The 26746-nt window shown below is 28.0% G+C and carries 32 protein-coding genes and 1 riboswitch; of the genes, 17 read left to right on the top strand and 15 right to left on the bottom strand.

The window, feature by feature from the left end:
- Nucleotides 1-77 precede the first annotated feature (77 nt).
- The 7 genes from BET03_RS03105 (at nucleotide 78) to BET03_RS03135 (ending at nucleotide 7268) form a co-directional block, all read left to right on the top strand.
- Nucleotides 78-1031, top strand: a complete 954-nt coding sequence (locus BET03_RS03105) for a restriction endonuclease (protein WP_120167177.1) — start codon at nucleotides 78-80, stop codon at nucleotides 1029-1031.
- A gap of 763 nt (nucleotides 1032-1794) precedes the next feature.
- The gene (locus BET03_RS13575) at nucleotides 1795-1947 is read left to right on the top strand and encodes a hypothetical protein (protein WP_183108702.1); all 153 of its coding nucleotides are present in this window, start codon (nucleotides 1795-1797) and stop codon (nucleotides 1945-1947) included.
- An 82-nt stretch (nucleotides 1948-2029) separates the two neighbouring features.
- Entirely contained in the window at nucleotides 2030-4408 is a 2379-nt protein-coding gene (locus BET03_RS03115) for a homocysteine S-methyltransferase family protein (protein ID WP_120167181.1), read from the top strand.
- Between the two features lie 91 nt (nucleotides 4409-4499).
- Complete coding sequence (glcT, locus tag BET03_RS03120; RefSeq protein ID WP_120167183.1) at nucleotides 4500-5336, top strand: glucose PTS transporter transcription antiterminator GlcT; 837 nt, start codon at nucleotides 4500-4502, stop codon at nucleotides 5334-5336.
- 268 nt (nucleotides 5337-5604) lie between these two features.
- Nucleotides 5605-6093: a PTS sugar transporter subunit IIA gene (locus BET03_RS03125; RefSeq protein WP_120167185.1), complete on the top strand. Its 489-nt coding sequence runs from the start codon at nucleotides 5605-5607 to the stop codon at nucleotides 6091-6093.
- A gap of 117 nt (nucleotides 6094-6210) precedes the next feature.
- Nucleotides 6211-6591: a fluoride efflux transporter CrcB gene (gene crcB / locus BET03_RS03130; protein ID WP_120167187.1), complete on the top strand. Its 381-nt coding sequence runs from the start codon at nucleotides 6211-6213 to the stop codon at nucleotides 6589-6591.
- Nucleotides 6592-6749: 158 nt separating this feature from the next.
- Nucleotides 6750-7268, top strand: coding sequence for a ferritin (locus BET03_RS03135; RefSeq protein ID WP_120167189.1), 519 nt, complete (start codon nucleotides 6750-6752; stop codon nucleotides 7266-7268).
- A gap of 60 nt (nucleotides 7269-7328) precedes the next feature.
- Here the strand turns inward: BET03_RS03135 and BET03_RS03140 are convergent, their stop codons facing one another.
- Complete coding sequence (locus BET03_RS03140) at nucleotides 7329-7562, bottom strand: alpha/beta-type small acid-soluble spore protein (protein ID WP_120167191.1); 234 nt, start codon at nucleotides 7560-7562, stop codon at nucleotides 7329-7331.
- Nucleotides 7563-7723: 161 nt separating this feature from the next.
- Nucleotides 7724-8275 (bottom strand): manganese efflux pump MntP, encoded by a 552-nt coding sequence (locus tag BET03_RS03145; RefSeq protein WP_120167193.1) that lies wholly within the window; start codon nucleotides 8273-8275, stop codon nucleotides 7724-7726.
- A 283-nt stretch (nucleotides 8276-8558) separates the two neighbouring features.
- Between BET03_RS03145 and BET03_RS03150 the strand changes: the two genes are divergently transcribed.
- Nucleotides 8559-8993 carry a metal-dependent transcriptional regulator gene (locus BET03_RS03150; protein ID WP_120167195.1) on the top strand — a complete coding sequence of 145 codons (435 nt, stop codon included), beginning with the start codon at nucleotides 8559-8561 and terminating at the stop codon, nucleotides 8991-8993.
- 43 nt (nucleotides 8994-9036) lie between these two features.
- On the opposite strand, the gene BET03_RS13885 is transcribed toward BET03_RS03150, so the two are convergent.
- The 5 genes from BET03_RS13885 to BET03_RS03175 form a co-directional block, all read right to left on the bottom strand.
- Entirely contained in the window at nucleotides 9037-10434 is a 1398-nt protein-coding gene (locus BET03_RS13885) for a nucleoside recognition domain-containing protein (RefSeq protein WP_120167197.1), read from the bottom strand.
- Nucleotides 10427-11203 carry a FeoB small GTPase domain-containing protein gene (locus tag BET03_RS13890; RefSeq protein ID WP_120167199.1) on the bottom strand — a complete coding sequence of 259 codons (777 nt, stop codon included), beginning with the start codon at nucleotides 11201-11203 and terminating at the stop codon, nucleotides 10427-10429. The genes BET03_RS13885 and BET03_RS13890 overlap by 8 nt, the downstream gene beginning before the upstream one ends.
- Nucleotides 11204-11205: 2 nt before the next feature.
- Nucleotides 11206-11496 carry a FeoA family protein gene (locus BET03_RS03165; protein ID WP_120167201.1) on the bottom strand — a complete coding sequence of 97 codons (291 nt, stop codon included), beginning with the start codon at nucleotides 11494-11496 and terminating at the stop codon, nucleotides 11206-11208.
- 220 nt (nucleotides 11497-11716) lie between these two features.
- Complete coding sequence (locus tag BET03_RS03170) at nucleotides 11717-11890, bottom strand: small, acid-soluble spore protein, alpha/beta type (protein WP_120167203.1); 174 nt, start codon at nucleotides 11888-11890, stop codon at nucleotides 11717-11719.
- Between the two features lie 149 nt (nucleotides 11891-12039).
- Complete coding sequence (locus tag BET03_RS03175) at nucleotides 12040-12270, bottom strand: alpha/beta-type small acid-soluble spore protein (RefSeq protein ID WP_120167205.1); 231 nt, start codon at nucleotides 12268-12270, stop codon at nucleotides 12040-12042.
- Nucleotides 12271-12488: 218 nt separating this feature from the next.
- On the opposite strand from BET03_RS03175, the gene BET03_RS03180 reads away from it, so the two are divergent.
- Nucleotides 12489-13415 (top strand): Cof-type HAD-IIB family hydrolase, encoded by a 927-nt coding sequence (locus BET03_RS03180; RefSeq protein WP_120167207.1) that lies wholly within the window; start codon nucleotides 12489-12491, stop codon nucleotides 13413-13415.
- Between the two features lie 4 nt (nucleotides 13416-13419).
- Here BET03_RS03180 and BET03_RS03185 read toward each other — a convergent pair whose 3' ends face one another.
- Both BET03_RS03185 and BET03_RS03190 read right to left on the bottom strand, forming a co-directional pair.
- Nucleotides 13420-13692 carry an acylphosphatase gene (locus BET03_RS03185; RefSeq protein ID WP_120167209.1) on the bottom strand — a complete coding sequence of 91 codons (273 nt, stop codon included), beginning with the start codon at nucleotides 13690-13692 and terminating at the stop codon, nucleotides 13420-13422.
- Nucleotides 13693-13712: 20 nt separating this feature from the next.
- Nucleotides 13713-15050: a sensor domain-containing diguanylate cyclase gene (locus BET03_RS03190; RefSeq protein ID WP_120167211.1), complete on the bottom strand. Its 1338-nt coding sequence runs from the start codon at nucleotides 15048-15050 to the stop codon at nucleotides 13713-13715.
- A gap of 536 nt (nucleotides 15051-15586) precedes the next feature.
- On the opposite strand from BET03_RS03190, the gene BET03_RS03195 reads away from it, so the two are divergent.
- Together BET03_RS03195 and BET03_RS03200 are read left to right on the top strand one after the other, a co-directional pair.
- A complete protein-coding gene (locus BET03_RS03195) occupies nucleotides 15587-15802 on the top strand; it encodes a hypothetical protein (RefSeq protein ID WP_120167213.1) in 216 nt (71 codons plus the stop codon).
- Between the two features lie 321 nt (nucleotides 15803-16123).
- The gene (locus BET03_RS03200; protein WP_120167215.1) at nucleotides 16124-17071 is read left to right on the top strand and encodes a phosphotransferase enzyme family protein; all 948 of its coding nucleotides are present in this window, start codon (nucleotides 16124-16126) and stop codon (nucleotides 17069-17071) included.
- Between the two features lie 104 nt (nucleotides 17072-17175).
- Here BET03_RS03200 and BET03_RS03205 read toward each other — a convergent pair whose 3' ends face one another.
- Nucleotides 17176-17901 (bottom strand): hypothetical protein, encoded by a 726-nt coding sequence (locus BET03_RS03205; RefSeq protein ID WP_120167217.1) that lies wholly within the window; start codon nucleotides 17899-17901, stop codon nucleotides 17176-17178.
- A 312-nt stretch (nucleotides 17902-18213) separates the two neighbouring features.
- Between BET03_RS03205 and BET03_RS03210 the strand changes: the two genes are divergently transcribed.
- From BET03_RS03210 to BET03_RS03215, 3 genes are all read left to right on the top strand, one after another.
- A complete protein-coding gene (locus tag BET03_RS03210; protein WP_120167219.1) occupies nucleotides 18214-18414 on the top strand; it encodes a LysM peptidoglycan-binding domain-containing protein in 201 nt (66 codons plus the stop codon).
- Between the two features lie 308 nt (nucleotides 18415-18722).
- A riboswitch (cyclic di-AMP (ydaO/yuaA leader) is annotated at nucleotides 18723-18849 on the top strand.
- 124 nt (nucleotides 18850-18973) lie between these two features.
- Nucleotides 18974-19111: a hypothetical protein gene (locus tag BET03_RS13580; RefSeq protein ID WP_183108703.1), complete on the top strand. Its 138-nt coding sequence runs from the start codon at nucleotides 18974-18976 to the stop codon at nucleotides 19109-19111.
- Nucleotides 19112-19272: 161 nt separating this feature from the next.
- Nucleotides 19273-19851 (top strand): hypothetical protein, encoded by a 579-nt coding sequence (locus BET03_RS03215; protein ID WP_120167221.1) that lies wholly within the window; start codon nucleotides 19273-19275, stop codon nucleotides 19849-19851.
- 156 nt (nucleotides 19852-20007) lie between these two features.
- Here the strand turns inward: BET03_RS03215 and BET03_RS03220 are convergent, their stop codons facing one another.
- The 3 genes from BET03_RS03220 to BET03_RS03230 are packed head-to-tail and all read right to left on the bottom strand — an operon-like array spanning nucleotide 20008 to nucleotide 21072.
- Nucleotides 20008-20580: a manganese catalase family protein gene (locus BET03_RS03220; RefSeq protein ID WP_120167223.1), complete on the bottom strand. Its 573-nt coding sequence runs from the start codon at nucleotides 20578-20580 to the stop codon at nucleotides 20008-20010.
- Between the two features lie 12 nt (nucleotides 20581-20592).
- The gene (locus BET03_RS03225; protein WP_120167225.1) at nucleotides 20593-20856 is read right to left on the bottom strand and encodes a spore coat protein CotJB; all 264 of its coding nucleotides are present in this window, start codon (nucleotides 20854-20856) and stop codon (nucleotides 20593-20595) included.
- 12 nt (nucleotides 20857-20868) lie between these two features.
- On the bottom strand, nucleotides 20869-21072 hold the full coding sequence (locus tag BET03_RS03230; protein ID WP_207666031.1) for a spore coat associated protein CotJA: 204 nt from the start codon (nucleotides 21070-21072) through the stop codon (nucleotides 20869-20871).
- 233 nt (nucleotides 21073-21305) lie between these two features.
- Between BET03_RS03230 and BET03_RS03235 the strand changes: the two genes are divergently transcribed.
- Entirely contained in the window at nucleotides 21306-21668 is a 363-nt protein-coding gene (locus tag BET03_RS03235; protein ID WP_120167227.1) for a response regulator, read from the top strand.
- Nucleotides 21669-21713: 45 nt separating this feature from the next.
- Here the strand turns inward: BET03_RS03235 and BET03_RS03240 are convergent, their stop codons facing one another.
- Together BET03_RS03240 and BET03_RS03245 are read right to left on the bottom strand one after the other, a co-directional pair.
- Nucleotides 21714-22055: a hypothetical protein gene (locus BET03_RS03240; RefSeq protein ID WP_120167229.1), complete on the bottom strand. Its 342-nt coding sequence runs from the start codon at nucleotides 22053-22055 to the stop codon at nucleotides 21714-21716.
- Between the two features lie 2 nt (nucleotides 22056-22057).
- Nucleotides 22058-23326 (bottom strand): DUF1576 domain-containing protein, encoded by a 1269-nt coding sequence (locus BET03_RS03245; protein ID WP_243096848.1) that lies wholly within the window; start codon nucleotides 23324-23326, stop codon nucleotides 22058-22060.
- A gap of 422 nt (nucleotides 23327-23748) precedes the next feature.
- Between BET03_RS03245 and BET03_RS03250 the strand changes: the two genes are divergently transcribed.
- Both BET03_RS03250 and BET03_RS03255 read left to right on the top strand, forming a co-directional pair.
- Entirely contained in the window at nucleotides 23749-24021 is a 273-nt protein-coding gene (locus BET03_RS03250) for an ArsR/SmtB family transcription factor (protein WP_207666032.1), read from the top strand.
- Nucleotides 24022-24115: 94 nt separating this feature from the next.
- Complete coding sequence (locus tag BET03_RS03255; protein ID WP_120167233.1) at nucleotides 24116-26626, top strand: CoA-disulfide reductase; 2511 nt, start codon at nucleotides 24116-24118, stop codon at nucleotides 26624-26626.
- The last annotated feature ends 120 nt before the right edge of the window (nucleotides 26627-26746 follow it).

The following is a 26746-nucleotide window of genomic DNA, read 5'->3' on the forward strand; positions in this document are numbered from 1 at the left end:
GTCTTATAAATACTTAAATTCATAATAAACTTAAGCAGAAATATAATTAAATACATATATTACAAGGGGGAGTTTTTATGATTTATAACTTTAGGATTGACAGAAGTTGTAGAGAAGATATTATTAACAGAATTAAAACTGAAAAAACATTATCCCAAGGCTGGGGAGGTGGAGATTATAATCTAAGTTTGGAAGATGAAGATTTTGTCAATAGGTGTTATGAACACTATAAGTTGAATAGTACTAGAATACCTACTAACTTAACTAGAATTAGAGAATTTAAAGATAATGATATTATTGTAGTACCTCATTTGCCAGAAGATAGAAAAGTAACTTTCTTAATAGTTGATGAAGATTATCCTAACTGCTATGAATATGTTAAAAATGATAAAACCCATCAAAATCACAGAATTAAAATAAAAGAAGTATATGGATTAGAGGGAAATGTTGAGATATATAATGAGAAATTAGTAAATTGGTATGGTAAATTACAGTGGATGAGACTACCTATACTGCCAATAGATAAGTTTAGTAAAGATATTAATGAGATTATAGATAATTTAAGAAAAAATCCAAGTTTAAAATTTAAAATGACAGAGTTAGATGAATATCTATTAAACAAAAAAGATGAGTTAGTTAATAAATTAAAAGAGGACTTACGAAAGATAAATGCAAGTAATAGTGCTTTATCTTTTGAAAAAATTTGTGAAAAAATAATAAAAGATAATGGGTATGAGATTAAAAGAAGAAACGTATATGACAAAACAGGTGGAGACATAGACCTAGAGTGTATAAGAAATAGAAATGATATTTCACCTTTTGAGAGTGGAGAAGTCAAATTGTTTGTTCAGATTAAGAAACATAAAGGTGAAACTGATGAATATGCGGTAAAACAAGTTTCTAAATTTATGGATAAAAATCCAGAGGCTGATGGATGTGTTATGACACTAGCAGATAAATTTTCTGATAATGCAATTAAAGAGGCAAATGAAAAAAAATATTTCATTATTAAATGGAAAAGAAGTATGTGAGTTGCTACTAAGAAGTATGATTCAAATAGACGGCTAAATGAAACAACAGAAGTTAGTGGATTATTATAGATATTTAGTTCACTATCTTAATTTAATATTAAAAGTTCTTAAGATTTAACTAAAAGTAGTATTAATGAAAATACTGTTGTGGCAAGGTTATAATAAAAGAAAAAATAAACTTAATAGCATATAATATAAAAATACAAATATTTAATCTTAAAAATGGGCAGTAAAAAACTGCCCATTTTGCATATTATATAGAATATGGAGGTAATGTTTATTTATTATTTTTTTAATACTTGATTTAACTAATAATTATTCTAAAGTAGTCTTATAGCCCATATACGATAAAAGAACATGGAACAATATACTTGCTAAGACATTTCTCAAAAAGTAATGTTGTGCATAAATACTATTACTTATTATATAGATGTAAATACATGTAGGTACTAACCAAAAAGAAAAATAAATTCTTTTAATCATTTTCTTTATTCTTTTAGTCATATGTGTTTCCACAAAAAACATTAAAAGATTGTATGCAACAGTGTAAACAAAGAGACAAAAAAAGATAATTCTAAAATAATTACCTATCATATAATTAATTCCTCCTTATTTTTTATCCGTTATATAGAACTTTTTATTTAAATTTCAAGTTAAATTTTTAGTTTTTTAAGTAAAAAAACTTGAACTTAGAAATGCTTTTTTATTAAGATGCATCAAAATTATATCTAAAGGCTATTAGCAAAGTTAAGCAGGAATTAAATTGAAATTGAATGACGAACAGTTTAAAATTAAACTATTAAATAACATTAAACAAGTATATAAAAATGCTAAATTAAGGGATAATAATATGCCTATTACTGATAGAATAGGATATACTGTATATAAAAAGCTAGGAATTATATTAATGGATTAATATATCATGTTTATTTGTTAACAAATTTACTTTATAATTAGAATATCAATACATTAAAAACAACAGATTAAGGGGGATAAGGGTGAGTACTAAAGATGCTTTATATAATGGATTAGTGTTTGATGGTGCTATGGGAACTATGTTAATAGAGGAAGGTTTAAAAGCAGAAGATTGTCCAGAAAAACTAAATATAGAAAAGCCAGAAATTATTAAAGATATCCATAGGTTATACATAGAAGCTGGGGCAGATGTTATTACAACTAACACATTTGGAGGTAATAGAATAAAATTAGCTGAATACGGATTAGAAAAAGTACTAAAAGAAATTAATAAAAACGCAGTTAAAATTGCAAAAGAAGCTGCTAAAGAGAAAAATTGTTTGATTGCAGCATCAATTGGACCAACAGGAAAGTTTGTTGAACCCATGGGAGAGCTTTCTTTTGATCATGCCTATGAAATATTTAAGGAACAAATTAAAGTCTTGGCAAAGGAAGGACCTGATTTTATAATTTTTGAAACCTTTAGTGATCTAGGGGAGCTTAGAGCTGGTGTTATTGCAGCTAAAGATGTATGTGATATACCTATTATATGCAGTCTCACTTTTGAAGGAGAAAGGACATTAACTGGAGTAACTCCTGCTAGTGCAGCAGTAGTTTTAGAAAGTCTAGGTGTAGAAGCCATTGGAGCTAATTGTTCAGGTGGGCCAAAAGAGCTTTTTCCAGCTGTTAAAGAATTGGCTAAAACTACTGAGTTACCTATAATTTTTCAACCAAATGCTGGATTGCCTTCTCTAAAAAATAAAAAGGTAATCTACTCACTTAATTCAGATGAATTTATTACTTATATAGAACCATATTTAAATTTAGGGGTAAATGTTTTTGGAGCATGTTGTGGTAGCACTCCTGATTTTATTAAAAAACTTAAGGATAGATTAAAGGATTATAGTCCTAAAAAGAGAGTGGTAAAAGAAGAAGGACTACTTTCAAGTAGAGGAAAGGTCGTAAGGATAAAAAAAGATTTACCACCGAAAATTATTGGTGAAAGGATAAATCCAAGTGGAAAAAAGAAATTAGCTGAAAGTCTCAAAACAGGTAATTATGGTATCATTCAGAGGGAAGCAGAACTCCAGATAAAATCGGGAGCACATCTATTAGATGTAAATGTAGGAATACATAGTATAGATGAATCATCTGCTATGGTTAATGTAATAAATTTACTTCAGAAAAATTTTGATATTCCACTTGTAATAGATTCTATTAACCCAGAAGTAATTGAAAAAGCATTAAAAACTTATCATGGAAAAGCACTAGTAAACTCCGTAAATGGTGAAGAAAAATCAATAAAACGAATACTACCTTTAGTTAAGCGTTATGGTGCGGGTGTAATAGGTTTAACTTTAGATGAAAATGGAATCCCTAAAAAAGCTGAGGAACGATTACTTATTGCACAAAAAATTGTTAATAAATGTTTAGAATATGGAATTTCAAAGGATGACATATATATTGATTGTCTTGTTTTAACTGTGGGAACTGATAATACATCACCTATGGAAACTTTAAAAGCTTTGAGAATGATAAAAGAAAAATTAGAAGTTAAGACTATTTTAGGAATAAGTAATGTATCACATGGAATGCCTAAAAGATATAAGTTAAATTCAGCCTTTTTAGCAATGGCAATATCTAATGGTTTAGATTTAGCTTTTATAAATCCTTTAGAAAAGAATATCATAGATACTTTTAAGGCAGCATCATTACTATCAGGTAGAGATAATAACTATAAATATTTAAAATTAAATAACAAAGAAAATGAAGAATATGTAGAAATAGAAAGAAATTTTAAACCTTCGTTTAAAAGTGTAAAAAATTTACTCATAAAAGGGTCTTATGATGCAATAGAGCATGCTAAAACATTATTACAAGAAGGGACTGAGCCTTTAAGTATAATAAATGAAGGATTAATACCTGGACTAAATATAGTAGGTGATAAATTTGAAAAAGGGGAGTACTATTTACCTCAGCTTATGCTTTCATCAGAAATTGCACAGGATATATTTAATATTTTAGAAGATGAGTTGCGAAAAACAAAAAAACAGAGTAAAAAGGGTACAATTGTATTAGGAACAGTAAAGGGAGATATCCATGATATAGGTAAGGATATGGTAGGTGTAATTCTTAAAACATATGGATATAAAGTAGTAGATTTAGGAAAAAATATTTTAAAGGAAAAGTTTCTTGAGGCTGCAGTAAATGAAAAAGCAGATTTTATTGGGTTAAGTTCTCTAATGACTACAACTATGATGGAAATACCTAAAACAATAAAATATTTAAAGGAAAGATTACCTAAAATTAAGGTGATAGTTGGAGGTGCAGTAGTTACTGAGGATTTTGCTAAAAAGTCAGGTGCTGATGGCTATAGTCAAGATGCATTAGGGGTAATTAGAGTTTTAGAAAAATTAAAATAAATTGAATAATGTAAATAATAAATCTTGACATAATAGTAACAAAGTGATATTTATAAAAAGGTAAGATAATGTCGAATAGTGAGGGATAATTATGGAAAACTACAAGCTTAAAAAGATTTTGAGTAACAATGTTGTTTTGGCTGAAAAAGATAGTGACGATTATATACTAGTAGGAAAAGGAATTGGATTCGGTAAAAAGAAGGGTGAATTTTTAGATAATAATAAATCGATTGAAAAGGCCTTTGTTCCTTTAGAAAAAGCAAAAAGTAATTCATACAATAAAATTTTAAATGATATAGATAAAGAAATTGTTGCAGTTAGTGAAGAAATTATTGCTATGGCTTCTAAAAGATTAGAAGAAGAGCTTAATCCACATATTCATATTGCTTTAGCTGACCATATAAATTTTGCATTAAAGAGGCTTGAGGAAGGACTTGAGATAGTAAATCCTTTTTTAGATGAGACTAGACATTTATATGAGGAAGAATTTAGTATATCTAAAGACGCAGCAAAGCTGATAAATGAGAGATTAGGAGTAAAAGTACCAGAAGGTGAAATAGGGTTTATTACATTGCATATACATTCAGCAAGGAAAAATAGAGATGTTAGTAGTACACTTAGGTATACTAAACTGATAAAAGAATTAGTTAATACTGTGGAAAAAGAGTTAAATATAAAAATTCCACCTGATTCATTAGAGTATTCAAGATTAGTTTCGCATTTTAAATTTGCTATTGAAAGAATAACTACAAATCAACGAATTGAAAATGTTTTACTTGACAAGTTGAAGACAGATTTTTATAATTATTATAGTGTAGCTAATAAAATTGGAGAAATAATTAGATATACTTTAGATACAGATGTTCCTGATGATGAGATTGGATATATAACTTTACATTTATATAGACTTAAAAAGATATATAAATAATTTCATTATATTAAATGGCGTGTTACTGATTCGATCAGGCATGAGCTATTTTAGGGGTTTTTATACCCTAAAATAGCTCATGCCTTTTTTATAACACATAGGAAATTATAAACTAACAAAATTTGTGGATAAAATATAATTTCCGTCATGTGTTTCAAAAAAGTCAACCTTGAGAATCTTTTATTTTTAATAAAAGACTTTTTTATTAATATAAACCATCAGAAAGGAATTTAATGACATAAACAAAAAATTATAGGAAGGTGATAAAATGCTTAATTTCTTAAAAAGAAAAAAATCTAAAACTGTAGAGCTTAAGGCTCCAATTACAGGAAAAGTAGTTGAGTTAAGTGAAGTACCTGATGAAGTATTTTCACAAAAACTAGCAGGAGATGGAGTAGCAATAAAGCCAGAAAATAATGTAGTTCATGCACCTGTAGATGGAGAAATTACTCAAATTTTTCCAACTAAACATGCAGTAGGAATTACAAGCAAACAGGGAGTAGAGATTCTTATTCACATAGGAATAGATACAGTAAATATGCAAGGTGAAGGCTTTACTGCATTTGTAGAAAAAGGAGATAAAGTTAAAGCTGGAGATAAGTTAATTGAATTTGATACTGCAAAGATAGAAGAAAAAGCTAAATCAACAATCACACCTGTAATAGTTACTAATGGAGATGTATTAGAATCAATGGAAAAATCTTTAGGTGATGTAACAGAAAAAGAAGATGCAGTATTGACATTAAAATTAAAATAATATAAAGTAAAGTTGAAATAAGGCCTATTTCGGGCCTTATTTTTCTTGTATAAAAGGAAAATCCTAAAATATATAAACCTAATAAAAGATATAGATATATGTAGGATGGTGGGGAAAATGATCAAAAAAATAATATTGCTAGGAACAGGTGGATTTATTGGAAGTAATTTAAGGTATTGGATAAGTGTATGGGTTTCAGAATTTGTAGGTATGTATTTTCCATATGGAACTTTGGCTGTTAATGTTCTTGGATGTTTTATATTAGGGTTTATTATGATATATGGAACAGAGGTTATTGAGCTTAATCCTCAAATAAAGTTATTTATTGGTACAGGAATGCTTGGAGCACTTACAACCTTTTCTACTTTTTCGTTTGAAACTATTAGTTTAATAAGAGAATCCAGTTATTCATTAGCAATATTAAATATCCTATTAAATATTATAATAGGACTTGCTGGAGTATGGTTAGGTTTTATTGTTGCAAAGGCTTTGGCTTAAGTTTTAGAGCTTTCATTGAGGGATTATAATCCCTCAATTTTTTTTATATAAGTTTAATTATATATTTAATTTATAAAAAATTTTAAAAAAGTAGATATTTTTTAACAAAGTTGGGTACTTATATATAATGAATCCAGAAATTATAAGGAGGTATTAATATGCTGTCAGAGAAACTATTAGAGGAATTAAATGAACAAATTAAGTATGAACTATACTCATCCCATTATTATTTAGCAATGGCTGCTTATTGTGCTGCTCAAGATCTAGAAGGATTTGCTCATTTCTTTAAGGTTCAAGCAGAGGAAGAGAAATTTCATGCGATGAAGCTTTTTGATTTTGTTAATGATATGGATGGTCGAGTTGTTATTAAATCTTTAGATGAACCTAAAAATGATTTTGAATCTATTGAAGATGTATTTCACTCTGCATTGTCACATGAAAAGTTTGTAACTAAAAGAATTTACAAATTAATGGATATAGCTACAGAAGAAAGGGAACATGCTACAATTAGTCTTTTAAAGTGGTATGTTGATGAACAGATAGAAGAAGAAAATAGTATGAAGGATATACTGACAAAGGTTAGAAGATTGGGAAAAGATAGTCATGGTTTATATATGCTTGATAAAGAATTAGGTCAGAGAACTTTTACACCTCCAGCAGATGGAGAAAATCAATAAATAAAAAACAAAGGTAGACTAAATTTAGTCTACCTTTGTTTTTTATTTAGATTTTTTTTATTATCTTTGTGTTCCGCCAGTAGTTCCACTCATGTTTCTTTGAGCTTGCTCAACTAATCTCTTAGTCATGTAACCTCCAACATAACCATTTTGTCTTGCTGTAAGGTTACCTTTATCCATTCCTTCATAATTTGATAATCCAAGCTCATTAGCTATTTCAGTTTTCATTTGATTAAGAGCTTGACGAGCCTCAGGAACTACTATTCTATTTCTTCCTGTTCTGTTATTAGCCAATCTAAACTCCTCCTTCTTTTTAATGTTTTATTATTCTGTTGTAGTAATATTATGTGTAGCATTCATGATAATAAACGATGTAATTTTATGTATTAGTGGTTAGATGTATAAAAACATGAATAAATACTAATAAAATATAAATTATGGTTAAAAAGAAAAAACTAGAATAAAATCATTTTTATTCCAAACAAAATCAGTATTATTCCACCTATAAAATCAGCATAATAACTGATAAATTTAATATTTCTTACATGTTTAGAAATTATGAAGGATATACCTGTTAGGAAAGAGGTTATTGAACCTACAATAGCTGAATTTATAAACAAAGAATATATGGTTTTAAAGCCATTAAAAGATGAAAAGCCTATTACTAAAGCATCTATACTAACACAAATACCTAAAACTATAGAGAGACACCAATGAAAGTTTATTATGCCCTGTTTGTTAGAGTAACCATCTTTAAGCATTAATATTCCAACAAATAGAATAATTGTTCCACCTACAACTGATGGAAGCGTAAAAATATATCTATTGAACAAATTTCCACTATATCCACCTATAAAGGCAAACAAAAACTGAAAAAATCCGAAGGACAATGTAAAAAGAAAAGCCCTTCTCTTATTAATTCTTCTATCTAAACCTAGAGATATAGCTACTCCAAATGCATCTAGTGCTAAAGCAAGAGAAATTATTATTACCTCTAATAATGACAAAAAAATCCCTCCTAAAGGAAAGTAACCTTGAACCTTTTCTAAAATTAAAGACTTTTTATAAAAATATATTATATTTACATCAAAAATATGGTAATTATATTTGGTTTTATAAGAATAATATAAAATTTTAACAATATTTATATATAAAAAAGTCTTCTATTAAAAATAAAAGATTCTCAAGGTTGATTTTTTTTGAAACACATGATGGAAATTATATTTTATCCACAATTTTTATTTGATTATAATTTCATATGTGTTATAAAAAAGTAAAAAGGATGGTAGTATGTTATCTCCTAGTTTAGAAGATTATCTTGAAGAAGTATATAGGCTTTCACTTAACAATAAAGAGATAAGAATAAAGGATATAGCTGACTGTCTTCAAGTTTCAATGCCATCTGTAGTAAAAGGACTTAAAAGACTTCATAATCAGGGATATATAGTATATAGACCATACCAGAGGATAGAAGTTTTAGATAAAGGCAAAAAGAAAGGGAAATTTTTAATTGAGAGGAATAAAATATTGAGGGAATTTGTAAAAATTATTGGTTCTGATTGTGATATAAAACAAGAGGCAGAGGCTATGGAACACTATTTTAGTGTATCGACTATAAAGGCAATAGAAAAGTTGGTAAAATTTTTAAAGGAGAGAGATGACGTATTAAATGATTTTAAAAGTTTTAAGATACAAAGTATAATAGATGATAATATTTCAACATAAAAAGGGCAAAGGTGTAATCGAATAAACCTTGCCCTTATTTAAATCATACTAAACCTAGAAGATTAGTAGTAATATTTATTATAAAAGTAACTAAAACTGCAGTGGCTGTAGTTATTAAAAATGTGAAAAACGGCCATTTAAGACTATTTGTTTCTTTTCTAATAGTCAATAGTGTAGTTCCACAGGGAAAATGCAATAATGAGAAAAGCATAAAATTTAAACCTGTTACCCAAGTCCAACCATTATTAATTAATAAATTTTTTAAAGCAGTTAAGCTATCAAGTTCTAACATGGCCCCTTGAGACATATAGCTCATTATTAAAATTGGAAGAACTATTTCATTAGCAGGTAATCCCAATATAAAGGCCATTAATATAAAACCGTCTAGCCCTAATAACTTTCCAAGTGGGTCTAAAAAACTTGCTGCATGATTTAATATACTTACATCACCTATTGTTATGTTTGCTACTAGCCAAGTAATTGCTCCAGCAGGAGCAGCAACCATAACTGCACGCCCTAAAACAAATAAAGTTCTATCAATTAGTGACCTTATTAATATCCTTCCAACCTGTGGTTTCCTATAAGGTGGAAGTTCCAGCGTAAAGGATGAGGGAACTCCCTTTAAGAAAGTTTTAGATAAAAACTTTGAAACTAAAAGTGTTACAAGAATTCCTATTAAAATCATACTAACAACTGATAATGAGGCGAATACAGAGCTAAAATGACTAGCTGCTAAGGAACCCATAAATATCATTGAGATAGCAATAAGGGTTGGAAATCTACCATTACAAGGTACATAATTGTTAGTAATTATTGCAATTAACCGCTCCCTAGGTGAATCAATTATTCTACAGGCTACTATACCTGCTGCATTACATCCAAAACCCATACTCATAGTTAGAGCCTGTTTTCCATGGGCTCCAGCTTTCCTAAAAAGGTTATCTAAATTAAAGGCTACTCGAGGTAAATATCCTAAATCCTCCATAAGTGTAAATAGTGGAAAGAATATTGCCATTGGTGGCAGCATTACTGATACAACCCATGCCAAAGTTCTATACATGCCTAATACAAGCAAACCGTGGAGCCACTTAGGGGCGTTTAGAGATATAAAGAATTCTGTAAGTTCACCTTCTATACCAAATAAAATTGAAGCTAAGACTTCTGATGGGTAGTTAGCACCCTGTATAGTTATCCAAAATACTACCCCTAAGAGAATAAGCATAATAGGATAACCTGTAATTTTTGATGTTAAAATTTTATCTACTTTTTTATCCCAGTCTACTTTTTTTTCATCATTAACTGTTACAACGTCCTTTGCAATTTTTTCTGCCTTTTGATATATTGAAGTTACTATATTATCACCAAATGATGGATTGTTATTTATTTTATCATTGACGAGTTTTTCTATTTTATTATAAGATTTTTGAGGTGTATTATTCATATAGTTTCCCTCCAATTCCCTTAGAACTTTTTATAGTTATAATGTCTTTAATTGAATTGATTATTGCTTTATCACCATCTATAAGTCTAAGGGCTAGCCATCTAGTATTAAACTGACTTCCCAAAATCTTTACCAGTTCTTTTTCGATTTCTTTTACTGTAGATTCAATTTGTTCATTATATTTTAATTTAAAGGGATTAGTTTTTATTTCCCCATTAGTCATTTTATATATAGTTTCAAGAAGTCTACCTATACCTTTTTCTTCTCTAGCTATTGTAGGAATTACTGGAACGCCTAACTTTTCCTCTAATTTTTTTACATCTATTTCTAGCCCCTTTCTTTTAGCTTCATCCATAAGGTTTAAGCATACTATAACTTTATCTGTTATTTCCATTACTTGAAGGACTAGATTTAGATTTCTTTCTAAGCAAGTTGAATCAGTAATTACTATAGTTATTTCAGGATTTCCAAAACAAATAAAATCCCTTGCTACCTCTTCATCTGTAGAATTAGCTAATAAGGAATAGGTTCCAGGTAAATCAACTATTAAAAACTCCTTACCTTTATACTTGAATGTTCCCTTAGCATTAGTTACAGTTTTTCCAGGCCAGTTACCTGTATGCTGGTTTAAGCCAGTAAGGGCATTAAATAAAGTACTTTTACCAGTATTGGGGTTTCCAGCTAAGGCTATAACTGTTTTATTGTCCGTTTCAATATCAAATTTTTGCTTTAATAAAGATAATCCAGTAGATTGATTAGTAAGACCCATATTTAGCTCTCCCCTTTATCTATAATTTCAACAACAACATTTCTAGTTTCTTCTTTCCTAAGAGCTATTACTGAACCTCTAATATTGTAAGCAATTGGATTGCCTAATGGGCTTATTAACTCAGTTTTAACTATTGAGTTGGGAATAAGGCCTAAGTCTAGCAACCTTCTTCTTTTTTGACCACTATTTAATAATTTTCTTACTCTTCCTTTTTTACCTACTGGAAGATTATGAAGTAATACTTCTTTTTTTTCATTTTCAACAAAAGGAATTGACTTGCTAACAAGTTCCATACTACTCCCTCCTTGTATTTATATAAAGGCGATTATTAGCTTTGGCTAACAATTGTACAAATAAAAAATTTAAATTAGACTAAGCTAACACTTACTAAAACCTTATTTTCTACTGTCATTATATGGTCAAGTACTAAATTATGTTACTTGTATTCTTTAAAAATAAAAAAGTGTCAAACCATCATCTTAAAATGGTTTGACACTTTCTTTTGCAATCCAATTAATATTTATTTGCTAAGTCTTTCTGAGCCATTTCTATTGCTTTTTTTACAATATTCCCGCAGTTTCTAGATGATACTGAACCCCAGCCTTCATTTTTTACGGTATCATATACACCTAAATCTTTAGCAATTTCGTATTTAAGCTCATCAGACATAAATTGTTTTCTTGCCATAAATTTTTTCTCCCCTTATTTTAATAAGGAAAATAGAGTGTATAAAACACTCTATTTATAGTTTCTTAATTTATAGCATAAAATATACTTTTATATTTTGTATTAATATTTATTTATTTCTAAAATTCATAAAAATTGAAGTTATAATTTTATTGATTATTATTCATTAGGTCTCTTTCAGCTTGTTCTATCATTCTTTTTACCATGTATCCACCAACATATCCTGCATATTTACCGCCATTTTCCAAAGCCTTTCGTGTAACAGGATCTATATCGGGATTATCTCCTATATTTTCTAAACCTAGTTCATTGGCAATTTCAATCTTTAATTCCATCAAAGCCTGACGTGCTTCTGGTGCCACGTTATTTTTTCTTCCCATCTAAACCTCTCCTTATAAGTAATTTTATAAATAGTATTCCTTATAAAGAGAATTTTACTAAAATAAATTATACTAACAAAAAAAGTTTTTGGTTTAAAAAAATTAATTTAACTTTAATTGAACTTATTAATTATTTATCATATAATTAGGATTTATGGAGGACATTGCAATAGATGTAAAATATTTTTTCAATTAATAGATATTGAGGAGGAATATTTATGTACAAAATGTTAGTACTTGATATGGATGGAACTTTATTAAATGATGAGCACAAAATATCTGAAGAAAATATTAGGGCTATAAGAGAGGCAAGGGAAATAGGTGTTAAGGTTGTATTAGCTTCTGGAAGGGTTTTAGGTGGTTTGCTTCCATACTTAGAAGAATTGAATCTAATAGATGAAAATAATTATTCTGTAGCATGTACTGGAGCTTTAGTTGTTAATAATACTAATACTGAAATATTAGGAAGTAATAACTTAACTATAAAAGATTTAAAATATATCTATGATATAGCAAATAAATTAAATCTAACTTTAAGTATATATACTCCAGATAGTATTTTAGTTTCTTCAGATAGCATGTTTAGTAAATATGATTCAATTGTAAATAATATACCTTTTAAATTAGTTGACTTTGATTCGTTAGATGAAAAGGTACAATTAAATAAAATAAATTTAATTAATGAAGACATAGATGGACTCCAAAAAATAAAAGAATTTTTTAATGGTATTGAAACTGAAAATGTAAGTCTTAAAGACATTGACATCAAAATAGCTAATAAAAGAAAAAAAGGGAATATAAAAAAGGGAATTTTAAATCCTCCAAAGGATTTGTTTGACAGATATACAGTTGTACAATCTACATCATTTATGATTGAAATTGTAAACAAAAATTGTAACAAGTGGTTTGGTGTTAGAAAAATAGCAGAAAGACTTAATATTAAAGAAGAAGAAATTATTTGTGTTGGTGATTCCGAAAATGACAAACATATGATAAAGAATGCTGGTTTAGGTGTTGCAATGGGCAATGCATTCCCTAAGATAAAAGATATTGCTGATTTTGTTACATATACAAATGTTGAAAATGGAGTAGCCCATGTAATTGATAGGTTTATTTTAGGTAAAGAAAGGGCTTATGCAGGTTAAAAGTTTAATATCTTATTTCAAATGATTCATAATTTTGTAATTTAGGCAGTTCTTTAATATCAAGTGATTCAACTTTGGAAAAAGGACTGCCTTTTTTTATTGCTTTTACGAAGTTATCTATATTGGCTTTATCCCCTTGAGCATCAATTTCAACTGTCCCATCTATATTATTTTTTACCCATCCTTTAATATTAGACATAATTGCATTTTGTTTTGCATAGAAACGGAAACCAACACCTTGTACTAGACCTTTTACAATAATATGATATCGTACCATATAACCATCCCTTTCTAAAATTATTTTAAACGCGTATTTTTCTTTTTACTTTTTTTCCTATACATAGCTTTATCAGCTTCTTTAAATACATCTTCAAAGCTTTTGGACTCATTGTCAAATATGGCATATCCGATTGATAAACTTAACTTAAAATTTTCTCCACTATTTTTATTATAATTATTAATATTTTCCCTTATCCTCTGTATAATTTTTTTTATATCTTGTTTATTTACTTCATACATAAGTATAGCAAACTCATCTCCACCAATTCTAGCAATTAAATCTTTCTTTCTAACTGATTTTTCTAAAATATTTCCCGTACTAATAATAAGTTTGTCTCCACTTGTATGACCAAAATTATCGTTTACATATTTTAAACCATCAATATCACAAACTATTAATCCTACTGAATTTCTATTTTCAAATCGTAGATTATCAACTAAATGCTGAAAATAATCTCTATTATGTAGACCTGTAAGGTAATCATGGGAAACATTATATTTTAATTTTTCGTTTGCTTTTTTTAGTTCATTAGTTTTTGTCTGTAATTCACTAAAGGATTTATTTAATCTATTGAACAAAGTTCTATAAGGCTCTTTTAGTGCTGTTTCACATATAGCTTTATAAACCAGATAGAACGAAATGATTTTAAAAATATGGCCTATTATATTAGAGATTCCATAAACATCTATATAAAATGTAAAAAATAATTCTGAAATAATTGTACTAATTATAGATAAAAGTAGTAGTATGTGTATATTATAATTTAATTTTTCTTTGTTTTTTAATAATAGAATAATAGAAAATATTAATATTAGTGAAATGATATATTCGCTTATTACTTTAAATTGAGTAAGACCCAAACCAGGGATATAACACTTGGGAAATATATTAAAGTAGAATGTTGATAATAATAGTAGAATTGATACAGAGGAATAGAATATTGTTACAATCTTAGGTCTAATTTTTCTATTTAAAAAATAGAAAGAAAAAAGTAAAGATAAACTCTCCATATATCTAGCTATTATCCATAATTGAGTTGGTAAATTTTCATTAGTGTTATTAAATATCCCCACTCCTTTATATGAAAGGGTATGAAGTAAATCAAAACCTGCTACAAATCCATAGGCAATACCAAGAAAAGTAAAATAGCTATTTAGAGAAATATTAAAAGTATTGATAACTATTATTGCTACATTAAAGGCAATTATTATGCTGAATAGTTCTGCAAAAGTATGAAATAAAAGAAAATTTTTAAGGCTTAAAAATATATATAGAAAGATAATAACCATTAAAAGGAAAAAATTTAATTTTATTTTTTTATCTTTAAAATATTTTTTTAATATTCTATTATCCATTTTTATCACACCTTAACTTACTTTTATTTTAAATTCTACATTAAATGATAACTTTCCTTTTTTATTTACATAAAAAAACACAAAAATCAATAGTGAAATGGAACTAAATAAAAATAAGTACATACTATTATTAATACCACTACAATTTAATAGTTGTAAGATATGATAAACAGTTAGATGATTTGAAATAGGGATAAAAAGTAACAAAATAGAACAACCAAAATATAATGTTAGTAGGAAGAGAAAATTATAAGAGATGTCTCATTAAATTAAGTTAAAGGGGGATTGTAAATGTCAGGTAGTGGTGGATACTATGGATGTGATGAAAGTTTACTATTCTTCTTCTTACTACTAGTTATACTATTTATGCCTTACTATTATAGATATTAAAGGAAAAATGAGGGAACCCTTAAAATGGGTTCCCTTTTTTGTTTTTACTTCAGAAATCACCATAAATTGGAGTGGTTCTAAATGCAGGGATTTATATGTTTATGTATAACTAATTATTAACTAGTTATACATAAGGGGGTTATAAAATGGAGAGCAAAAATGTAAATGGCTATTTGTTACATAATTCAAAAAGTGCCTTACAAAACTTAAATGAAAATGTTAAAGAAAAAGAAAGGGAAATTGAAGAACTCAGGTTATTGTATAAGGAAAAGAAAATTCCATATAGGTTGTTAGATGAAAGGATTGAAGAAATATTTGACCAAATAAAAGAGGATATAAAAGAGGAATTATGCAATAATTAATTTAGTATGTAAGCCAAGGTTAATCCCTTGGCTTTTTTATTGCGTGTAAAACATAATTAAAAATTATTTTAGATAAATATATTATAAAAAAGGATATTTAAGTACATATAGCAAAATACATATAATAGAAACTTAGTAACTATTTGGATTAAGAAGGGATAGTTAAAGTATTAAAATTAGTATAACTAGAAAAAGGCATTAAAATAAATTTAAATAAAAGGTTATTAAGAATACAAATTATACAAAGGGGGAGAACCAATGATTTACATACTAGATAAAAAAGTATTAATAGTATAATATTAATTTAATTGGGGGTAAAAAATGAATAATAAAAAATTCATATTAGAAAATTGGAATATTGATAAAAACTTCAAAATAGAGGAAGTTGATTCCTATAGTCAAGAAGTAAGTATAATAGTTACTAGTACAGGTGAAAAGTTTGTCCTTAAAGGTCAGAAAAAGATTGAAAGGATAAAAAAAGAGACCACTTTACTTTTAGACTTAAAGCATCAAAATTTGCCTGTAGCAGCTCCTATTAAGAACAAAAAAGGAGGCTATTATGTAGAGGATGATAATCTATATTATGCTTTGTATCCATTTTTAGATGGAGAAAGTTTTTCAGACCATTATTCAAAGGATGCTATAAAAAAAGCTAATTTGTTAGGTGAAATAATTGGTGATTTACACAACTGCTTAAAAAATGTTAATTCTAGCGGTTATGAAAAAATGAATTTAGTATCCAATGTATTAAACTGGGCAAAAAACGTAATTGAAAATAATCAAGAATATTTTGATCTAAAATCTGTAACTAAAATAATTAATTGTTTTGAGGAAAATATTGCACCATTATATGATTCTTTACCTAAACAGCTTATACACAGAGATATTCATCCAGGAAATATTCTTTTTACTAATGGGAAGCTTTCTGGGATAGTAGATTTTGAATTAGCAATTGTTGGTCCTAGGGTTTTTGACCCTTGTTATTGTACCACAAGTATGCTAGTAGGTGATTTTGAAGATAGTAAAAAGAGGGAAAAATGGATTGATTTATTATTATCGCTACTAGAAGGGTATAAAAGTAAAGTTGATATTACAAAGGAAGAAATAAAAAGTATAATATATATTTTGTTTGCAATCCAACTTATTTTTATGGCTTTTAGCTGTACTACAAACAATATAGATGCTGCAAAATGTAATGAAAGGGTTTTAAAGTGGCTATATGAAAACAGAGAAAGTATAAAAAAGAAACTTTTAGTGCTTTATAATTAAAATCCACTTGGAGAAAGGAGTTTTGTATGTAAAGCCAAGGGTTTACCCTTGGCTTTTGATTCTGATAATCAACTGAAAAAGTGATAGTATCTATTTTGATACTATCACTTTTTTTTACTCCATAACAATAATTCATTTGTAGTTAAGTTAATTAATTTATAAAATTTATCTTTTTTCAAATCATATCTATATATTGCAAATAAATCACTTTCTTCTTCCACAGCATAGTCAACATATTGACCATTTTTATGCCATTTTATATCTAATATATTAAGCAATTCTTTTTCTGTTAGAACTTTTAACTTATTATCATTTAAGTAAAATAATGCAGGTTTTAAATTGGATATATCACCAAAGCTAAAAGCTAATATATTTTCAGTAGGACTCCAACGGGGAATAAATGTGGAATAAAAATTTGATATTTCATCTATTCGACTGACTAAAATTTTTGTATAGTTTAAATTATCTAAATTAATACTATATATTTCACGACGATAATGGTTTGCTTCTTCTAATTCTAAAGCTAAATATTTTTTATCAAAGGAAAGACCTATATACTTTATTCTTGGTTCTACATTTTCACTTGAATTGATTCTTATTTCATTTTTCAAGTTTTTACTTTTTTTAAGTTGTATTGTATCACTTTTTAATAAAACATGTACTCCATTCAATTTAAATGTATCTTTGTTTTCTTGATAGTTATATATAGAATAAAAATTAGAAAAATATTCCTCATTTAATAGGTCATCTACATCTATACTTTTAGAAGTAGAGCATCCAATTAGTAATGTTAAAGAAACTAATAAACCTAATTTTAATATTTGTTTCATTGTAAACCTCTTCCCAAATAGTTTGTAAAATATTAAATATTAACTATATTATACCATCTATATTATCTATATTAAATATTAATTATATCAATTCATATAGTTATGAAAAGTATTTACAAAAAGAAGTAGATGAAGGGATAGGTGATACCTATAAAAGGCAAGGGAATAAAAGTAACATGCAATAAAAAGAAAAAACATTTAAAGGCGAATTAAAGGATTGGATTTTCTCATAGAAGAAGATATAAAAGAGGAATTATGTAATAATTAATTTAATATGTATGCCAAGGGTAATTAATCCCTATTACTGTAAATATGAAGTACGACAAAGAGGATGGGTCACCACTTAGTCAAATTTTAGAGAATAAAGTTTATAAAGTAAAACATGGAGATGTATTATGGAAAATAGCTGATAAGTTCAAAGTTAACTTAGAAGAATTAATAAAGATAAACAACCTAAAGAATCCAAATCTTATACTTCCGGGACAAGAGTTAAAAATACCAGTTCATAAATAAAAGGTTAAACTAAATTTAAAAAACGCCAATTTTGGCGTTTTTTAAATTTAGTTTAGAAATAACAGTTAGAAATTAATAAAAAGTATTGTGAAAAGATCCATTTAAAATATATTCTAAAAATTATTAGTAAAATTAAATAGAATTCCTTTTTATATATAAATACAAGTAGTATATAAAAGCAAAAGATATATTTCTATTAATTTTTGAATTAATAACCCTATATATGATTACATTTAAGTAAAAATAAAAAAATATATATTTGACTCTAGAAAATTATAAGAATATAATAAAATGTAAATAAAATTAAATATGTTTAATGGCTGAATTCCGTAAGGAAGCGGGGGACCCACTTTTTTGGGGCGAATTCCGAAAGGATAGGATAACTCTTTCAATCCGAGCCCATCAGCTAACCTCGTAGGTGTTGAAAGAGGAGGCAATGGAAGTAAAAACCATGACTCTATGGTTTTTTTGTTTTTTTGTAATATTTTTTGTTAAATAAAATATAATTAAAATATTAATGTGGTTGTTGAGGGCAAAAGTTATAAAGGGGATGTCTTAATTGGCAAAAACTCGAAAATATAAAATAAAGAGGGGAAATGTATTTTTTAAAGAGGAAAAGAAATTTAAGACTATATTTCATGAGGTATTTTGGAAAGTTAAAATGGTACTAAGGGGTTTTGACATAGAAAAACTATAAAAGACAAGGGTTAAAAGTTTTTAATCCTTGTCTTTTATAGCATATAGATTATTTATTAAATGCTTGATAGATATATGTTATAATTTGCTTATAGAAAATTATGGAAATAGAGTAATCCTATTAAGTGTTCTAATAGCTATATAGACAATTGAGGTGAATATATGCCTAGAATTATCAGCTTTATTTTAATTTTAATAATACTAACTATCTCAGTATTTGGATGTACAATTAATAAATCTAAAGAAATTAAAGGAGAATTTAAATCTAATAACCATTTAATAGATAATTTATTAAAGAAAGAAAAGATAAATGAAGAAGTAAAAAAACTGATTTTAAATAATAATAAATATGTTAATGAAATGAGATATAGCTATGAAAAACTGAATAAGCTTCTTTCTGTAGCAGTAAAAGGAGGAATAAGTAACCCATATGTTCCAACAGTAGGGGTAGGTACAGATTATTTAATGGAAGTAAGGGAAGGTAAAGATTCAATATATCTTATATTTCCACATTTTACTGTAGAACAATCTTTAACAAATCTAATTTTAGAGGATAACATAAAAGAAAAACAGATTGTGAAGCTAGATATTGGTGAGGGATTTTGGATAAAACAAAAAAATAATCCTCCAACACTATATATAAAATTAAATGATATATATATTTCAATTCATTCAGCCAAATATTTTAATAAAGAAAAATTTGAGGAAATAGCCAAATCATTAATACCTTTATTAAAATAATTATATATAAAATGAAATTTAACTTACTAGAAAATAGAGAAAAAAGTTTATAATAAGAATGATATTTTAAAGCTTATACAAGAAAAATAAATAACTAGAATTTTAAAGTTTAAAAGAGTCAAGACTTAAATAAGCCTTGACTCTTAATCTTCATACCTAATAATATTTTTTCTTATCCATATATTCTTGAACTATATTTAAAGTTTCACCAAATCTTTGGAAATGTACAACTTCTCTTTCTCTTAGGAATCTTAATGCATCTGTAACACCTGGGTCATCACTTATTCTGATTAAATGCTCATAGGTTGCCCTAGCTTTTTGTTCAGCAGCCATATCTTCATGTAAATCAGCTATAGGATCTTCCTTTGATTGGATAAATGTAGCAGTCCAAGCATACCCAGCTGCATTATGAGGGAAAGGACTCTTTCCATGATTTACAAAATGAGCTTCAAATGGAGTACCTTTTATTTGCTCAGGCTTAGCATCCTTAACTAATTTCCAAACAATAGTCCCTATTATTTCCCAATGGGCTAACTCCTCAGTACCTATGTCCGTTAATATACCTTTAGCTTGATTAGTTGGCATGTGCCATCTTTGAGTTAAATATCTTATTCCGGCTGATAACTCTCCATCTGCACCACCAAACTGCTCTAAAATCATTGCAGCAAGGGCTGGATTACACGTATCAACTCTAACCGGATATTGTAATTTTTTTTCATATACCCACATTTTCTAACCTCCTTAATCACATTTACTATAGTCAATTTCCCAAGGCCAAGGACTTTCAATCCATTGCCAAGGACATTTACTCATACTTGTCGGCATTAAAGGACCATATTTCATCCTATAGCGATTTGTAAGCTCATCATATTTTTTGGCAAATGTATTATGGATTCTTAAAGCTCTCTCATCTGTAGGATGAGTGTCCAAATAAAGATTTGTTTCAACGAGACAAAAACTTATTTCCATAATCTCTTTTAATAAGGCTAATTGTTTACAATCCATAAGCTGCACCTCCTATCTATACTTTCTATGTCTGTAGTAATCTCTTTTTTTACCATACTTATAAGGCATGTAAAGCTCAGGGAAGAGAGTACCTTTTTTTAGAGCCTCTCTAGGTTCGAAAATTCTACCCATAACTTGATTTGGAACATATGCACGGGCTAACTTATATTTAGGTTCAAGCATACAGCTATATTCTGAATATTTTTTTTGATCCATTTACTACCCCTCCTAGCAAAAAATTATTTGCAATAATATAGTACGTAAAAGCTGGACGAAGTGTGATAAGATTTTAAGAATATGAATATAAATATTGAAGAAGATTTAATTTTTAACTATAATTGTTATTGTAGTTGGTATGAATAGAAAGCAATGTAAAAATAATCCAAATAATTCTAATACAAAGTAAAGTCTATTAGTTTTATCTATTTTATTTGCGAGGGTGATATAGTTTGAAAAAAAGAGTATTAATTATTGATGATGCTCAATTTATGAGGCTTATGTTATCCAAAATACTAAGAGAAGCTGGATTCGAAGTAGTAGGTGAAGCAAGTAACGGTAAGGAAGGAATAAAAAAGTTTAAAGAACTTAACCCAGACTTAGTTACTTTAGATATAACAATGCCTGAAATGGATGGAATTCAAGTAACAAGAGAGATAAGGAAATTATCGTCACAAACAAAAATAGTTATTTGTTCAGCAATGGGTGAAAATGATTTAGTTACCGAGGCTATTCAAGCAGGAGCCAATGACTTTATCATCAAACCCTTTGAAGTAGATAGAGTACTAAATGCAGTAAAAAAATTAATGAGTTAATATCATAAAATAAAGGCCCTCATTTAAATGAGGGCCTAAATAATTTTACTTATATCTATAAAGTGTTATATATAATGATGTTCCTTTAAATTCTACTTCAGCCTTATCTGTCATAATACCAACTAAAGTAAGTTCTGTATCTCTATCACATTCTCCTGCTAGTTCCCAATAGTATTCTTCCATTTCTTGTTGTCTTGGATAATTTAAAAGGTCCTTTAGAAGTTTAACCCTTTCATCATTACAATCTATATTGTCTATTTCTAGATGAATTTTAAAATAATCTTCATTGTCTTCTAAAGAAAGATCCATTTTTTTAGTACCATGAAGAAAACAAAATGTAATTAATTCATCAAGAATTTTAGAAATTCTTTTCATCTCATGTTTCATTATTAATCCTCCTTACTGAAGGCATCAATTATAGGGACTAATATTGATGCTACTATACCTCCTGAAAATCCATTATTATATAAGTTTATACCTCCATGTATGATACCTACGTTCATTACTACAGATAAATGTAAAAATCCTGCCACTATACCACTAAGAATGCCATATTCTCCAGCTATTGGTGCCAGTGTAGTTCCAAATAGACCTGATATTATAACAATTGTTGAGTCTATATTCCAAATTTTTGTTGCACTTGCTAAAAATACCCCTAATAAAATAGGTAGTGAATTTTTAGGATGTTTACCAAAAGATGAAAAACCAACTACTGTAAGAAGGGCCCCTATGATAGGACCATTTATAGTCCCTTTAGACATTATAACATAAAGTATACCTAAAAGTCCCATCAATCCCATATTAATTAGTGTTATTCCATAGCCACATAGTTGGGTAAAATCTGTTACAAGTCTTCCGGAAAAAAAGAAAATTCTTGTATAGTCTTTAAAGGAATTATTATTTAAATAGTAACCAATACCTATCAGTATAATGAAAAATATTGATAGGAAAATCTTTAGAATCATGTCGTATTCACTTGATAATATTTTTTGACTTTGTACAGCAAATCCATAACTTCTTAATAGAGACATAATTACTGTCCCTAAAAAACCAGCAGTAAAGCCAATGTTGTAAAGACTATATCCATCATGAACCCTTAGCATATGTGAAGATAATGGTGGTAAAACAAATCCTATTAAAATACCTAACAAAATACCTAAAGGAATACCCACATATAGAGGTAAATTTAATCCATAGGCTATTTCGCTAATTAATGGAGATAAAGCAGTACCAAACATAGTAATTAATGCTTCAGTCTTGAAATTTGTTTTTTGATATCTAGCATATATATAGCCTCCTAAGTATATAGGCCACACATTGAAAATGTTTTTTCCAAAGAAGGAAAAACCAGAAATTATAAATATTGCTGAAATAGTTGGGCCATTTATACGGATTCTAAATTTCCATACTATATAAATATTTATTAATGTTAAAAGAGCGGAATTAATAAGGGCAGCCCCTAAACTTCCAATTTCAATATAATCAGTAATAAGGGTATCGGGATATACAATTATCCTGTAAAGACCTTCAATTATGTTTTTAAAATCATCAAATATAAAAGCCATTATAATAAAGGATAAAGGTAAAATTAGCAATATTTGTAGTTGTCTATCTCTACTTAAAGGTTTAGAATTATTAATTTTTTTACTTATCAGCAAATATAAACACCTCCATTTGATACGATTATTTTTGCATCTTAAGCACAAATTTTCTTAAGTTTTTTGCCTAATGTTTTATGAAAGATTATGGAGTATTTAATGATTGTAGGGGGTGAATATGATTTAAGTTTTATTTTAAAGTATGAGGGAATAATATATAAAGAAAAGATATGTTTAATAAAATGAATACGTTTTTTTAATTTTAACATATAAAGCACAAAAAGAAAATATAAAAAATTGACAAATATATTTAAATATTGTAATATAATAATATAAAAAGCCTTTTATCAAAATAATAGAAGATTCTTAAGGTTGACTTTTTTAAAGGACATAATCGGAATTATATTTCATTAACAGTTTTTATTTGATTATAATTTTCTATGTCTTATAGGAAAGCAGAGGTGATGGATATTAATAATACTATGGATAAGATGAGTGACTTTGAAAGAAAAGCTGAGATCCTTAAAGCTATATCACATCCTATTAGACTTTGTATAGTAAAAGGGCTAATAGAAGAAGAGGGTAAAAATGTTACTAATATTCAAAACTGTTTAGGGGCTCCTCAGTCTATTATTTCACAGCATTTATCAAAATTAAAAGCTGCTGGAATAGTAAAAGGAGAAAGAAGTGGTGTAGAAATAAAGTATTATGTTATCAATGATTATGTAAAAGAAATAATTAGAATAATGTTTTAAAATATGTTTTTTATCATGGCTAATTTTGTTTTTTTTAACGACCATATCCAAATATCCTAATATAAAAATAATAAAATAAAAGGGAGGTTTAATAATGTCTAAAAAAGTTTTAATTGTTGGTGGTGTTGCAGGTGGTGCTAGTACAGCTGCAAGACTTAGAAGAATGGACGAAGATGCAGAAATAATAATGTTCGAAAGAGGAGAATATATTTCATTTGCAAACTGTGGGCTTCCATATTATATAGGAGGTACTATAAAAGAAAGGGATGCCCTATTAGTTCAAACTCCAGAAAAAATGAAGGCAAGATTTAATATTGATGTTAGGGTAAAAAATGAAGTTATAAAAATTGATAAGGAGAAGAAAGAGGTAGAGGTTAAGGATTTAGACTCAGGAAAAACCTATAGAGAATCTTATGACTATCTAGTTCTTTCACCAGGCTCAACCCCACTTAAACCACCGATTCCAGGAATTGATTCACCAAATATTTTTACATTATGGAATATACCAGATACAGATGCAATAAAAGAATATATAGATACTAAAAAGCCAAAGAGGGCTGTAGTTGTTGGTGGAGGTTTCATTGGATTAGAAATGGCAGAAAACTTACATGATAGGGGATTAGATGTTTCAATTGTAGAAATGGCAGACCAAGTAATGGCTCCTATGGATTATGAAATGGCTCAAATAATTCATCAGCATATTAAATCTAAAGATGTTAAACTACACCTAAAAGATGGAGTAAAAAGTTTTGAGTATAGGAGTGGTGTAACTACGGTAACTTTACAAAGTGGTAAAACTATAGATGCAGATATAGTTATGTTATCAATAGGAGTAAGACCAAATAGTGAATTAGCCAAGGATTGTGGATTAGAATTAAATCAAAGAGGCGGAATTAAAGTAGATGGGTATTTAAAAACAACTGATGAAAACATTTTCGCAATAGGGGATGCAATAGAGGTTACTGATTTTGTAAATAATAAAAAGACAATGGTTCCACTTGCAGGTCCAGCTAACAAGCAAGGTAGAATTGTTGCAAATAACATAATTGGAAGAAAAGAAAAGTACAAAGGAACTCAAGGAACTTCAATTGCTAAAGTATTTGATTTAACAGTGGCTTCAACAGGTAATAACGAAAAAACACTAAAAAGACTAGGAATGGAGTACAATAAAGACTATAAAGTTTCAATAACTCATTCAAAATCCCATGCAGGATACTATCCTGGAGCTATACCAATGACAATTAAATTAATATTTACACCAAAGGGAGAAGTATTAGGTGCCCAAATAGTTGGATATGACGGAGTAGATAAAAGAATAGATGTAATAGCTTCAGCTATTAGATTTGGAGGAACAATATATGATCTTAAGGAACTTGAACTTGCTTATGCTCCACCATATTCTTCAGCAAAAGACCCAGTAAATATGGCTGGATTTACTGCAGAAAATATTCTTAATGGAGATATGGATGTAATACAATGGCATGAGTTAGACAAAATAGATAAAGATAATACTATTATTCTAGACATAAGAGAACCTGAAGAAAGAGAATTAGGATATATAGAAGGTTCTATAAACATTCCATTAAACGAATTAAGAGATAGATTAGATGAACTTGATAAAGATAAGCTTATAGTTCCTTACTGTGCAATAGGTTTAAGGGCATATATCGCAACTAGAATTTTAGTTCAAAATGGTTTCAAGGTTAAAAACCTAAGTGGAGGATATACAACTTATAGTTGTGTGTTCTGCCAGGATGAAGATAGTTCTAAATGCGGTGGAAGTACATGTGACGCAGATGCAAGTTTTACAGAAGATGGAGAACCAGAAGAGATTGATATAGAGAAAATACAGGCAGAAACTGTTAAACTAAATGCCTGTGGATTACAATGCCCAGGTCCAATAATGCAGGTTTCAGACACAATGAAAAAACTAAATGATGGAGATATCCTAGAGGTTACAGTTACAGACCCTGGTTTTGTAAATGATATTAAAAGCTGGTGTAAAAGGACTGGAAATACCCTTTTAAAATCAGGTAAAAGAGATAAAGAGTTTTTTGCATATATAAGAAAGGGAATAAAAGGTAAGGTAAATGTTCCTCAACAGGTGCAAGGAAATAGTGTTATACAAAATAATAAAGATGATAAAACAATGGTCGTATTTAGTGGTGATTTAGATAAAGCTATAGCATCATTTATTATTGCAAATGGTGCAGCAGCAATGGGAAGAAAAGTAACTATGTTCTTTACTTTCTGGGGACTAAATGTTTTAAGAAAGTCAGAAAAAGTAAATGTTAAAAAAGGATTTATGGATAAAATGTTTGGAATGATGATGCCTAGAGGAAGTAAAAAATTAAAACTTTCAAAGATGAACATGGCAGGAATGGGTCCTAAGATGATTAGAAAAGTTATGAAGGATAAAAATATTTCTTCATTAGAAGAATTAATTCAACAAGCTATAAAAGCTGGTGTAAGAATAGTAGCATGTAATATGTCAATGGATGTTATGGGAATTAGTAAAGAAGAGTTAATTGATGGAGTAGAAATTGGTGGAGTTGCAAGCTATTTAGGTGCAGCAGAAGAGTCAGATGTAAACCTATTCATATAAAAAATGAGGGAGGAGACTCCTTCATTTTTTTATATTTAAATAGAAAAGTAATTGACCTCTTAAAAAATTAAAAAATTATAAAAATAACACATACTAACAAACTAATAAATTATTAGTCTA

It is taken from the genome of Thermohalobacter berrensis (assembly GCF_003609645.1).
In the GTDB taxonomy this organism is placed as follows: Bacteria; Bacillota; Clostridia; order Tissierellales; family Thermohalobacteraceae; genus Thermohalobacter; species Thermohalobacter berrensis.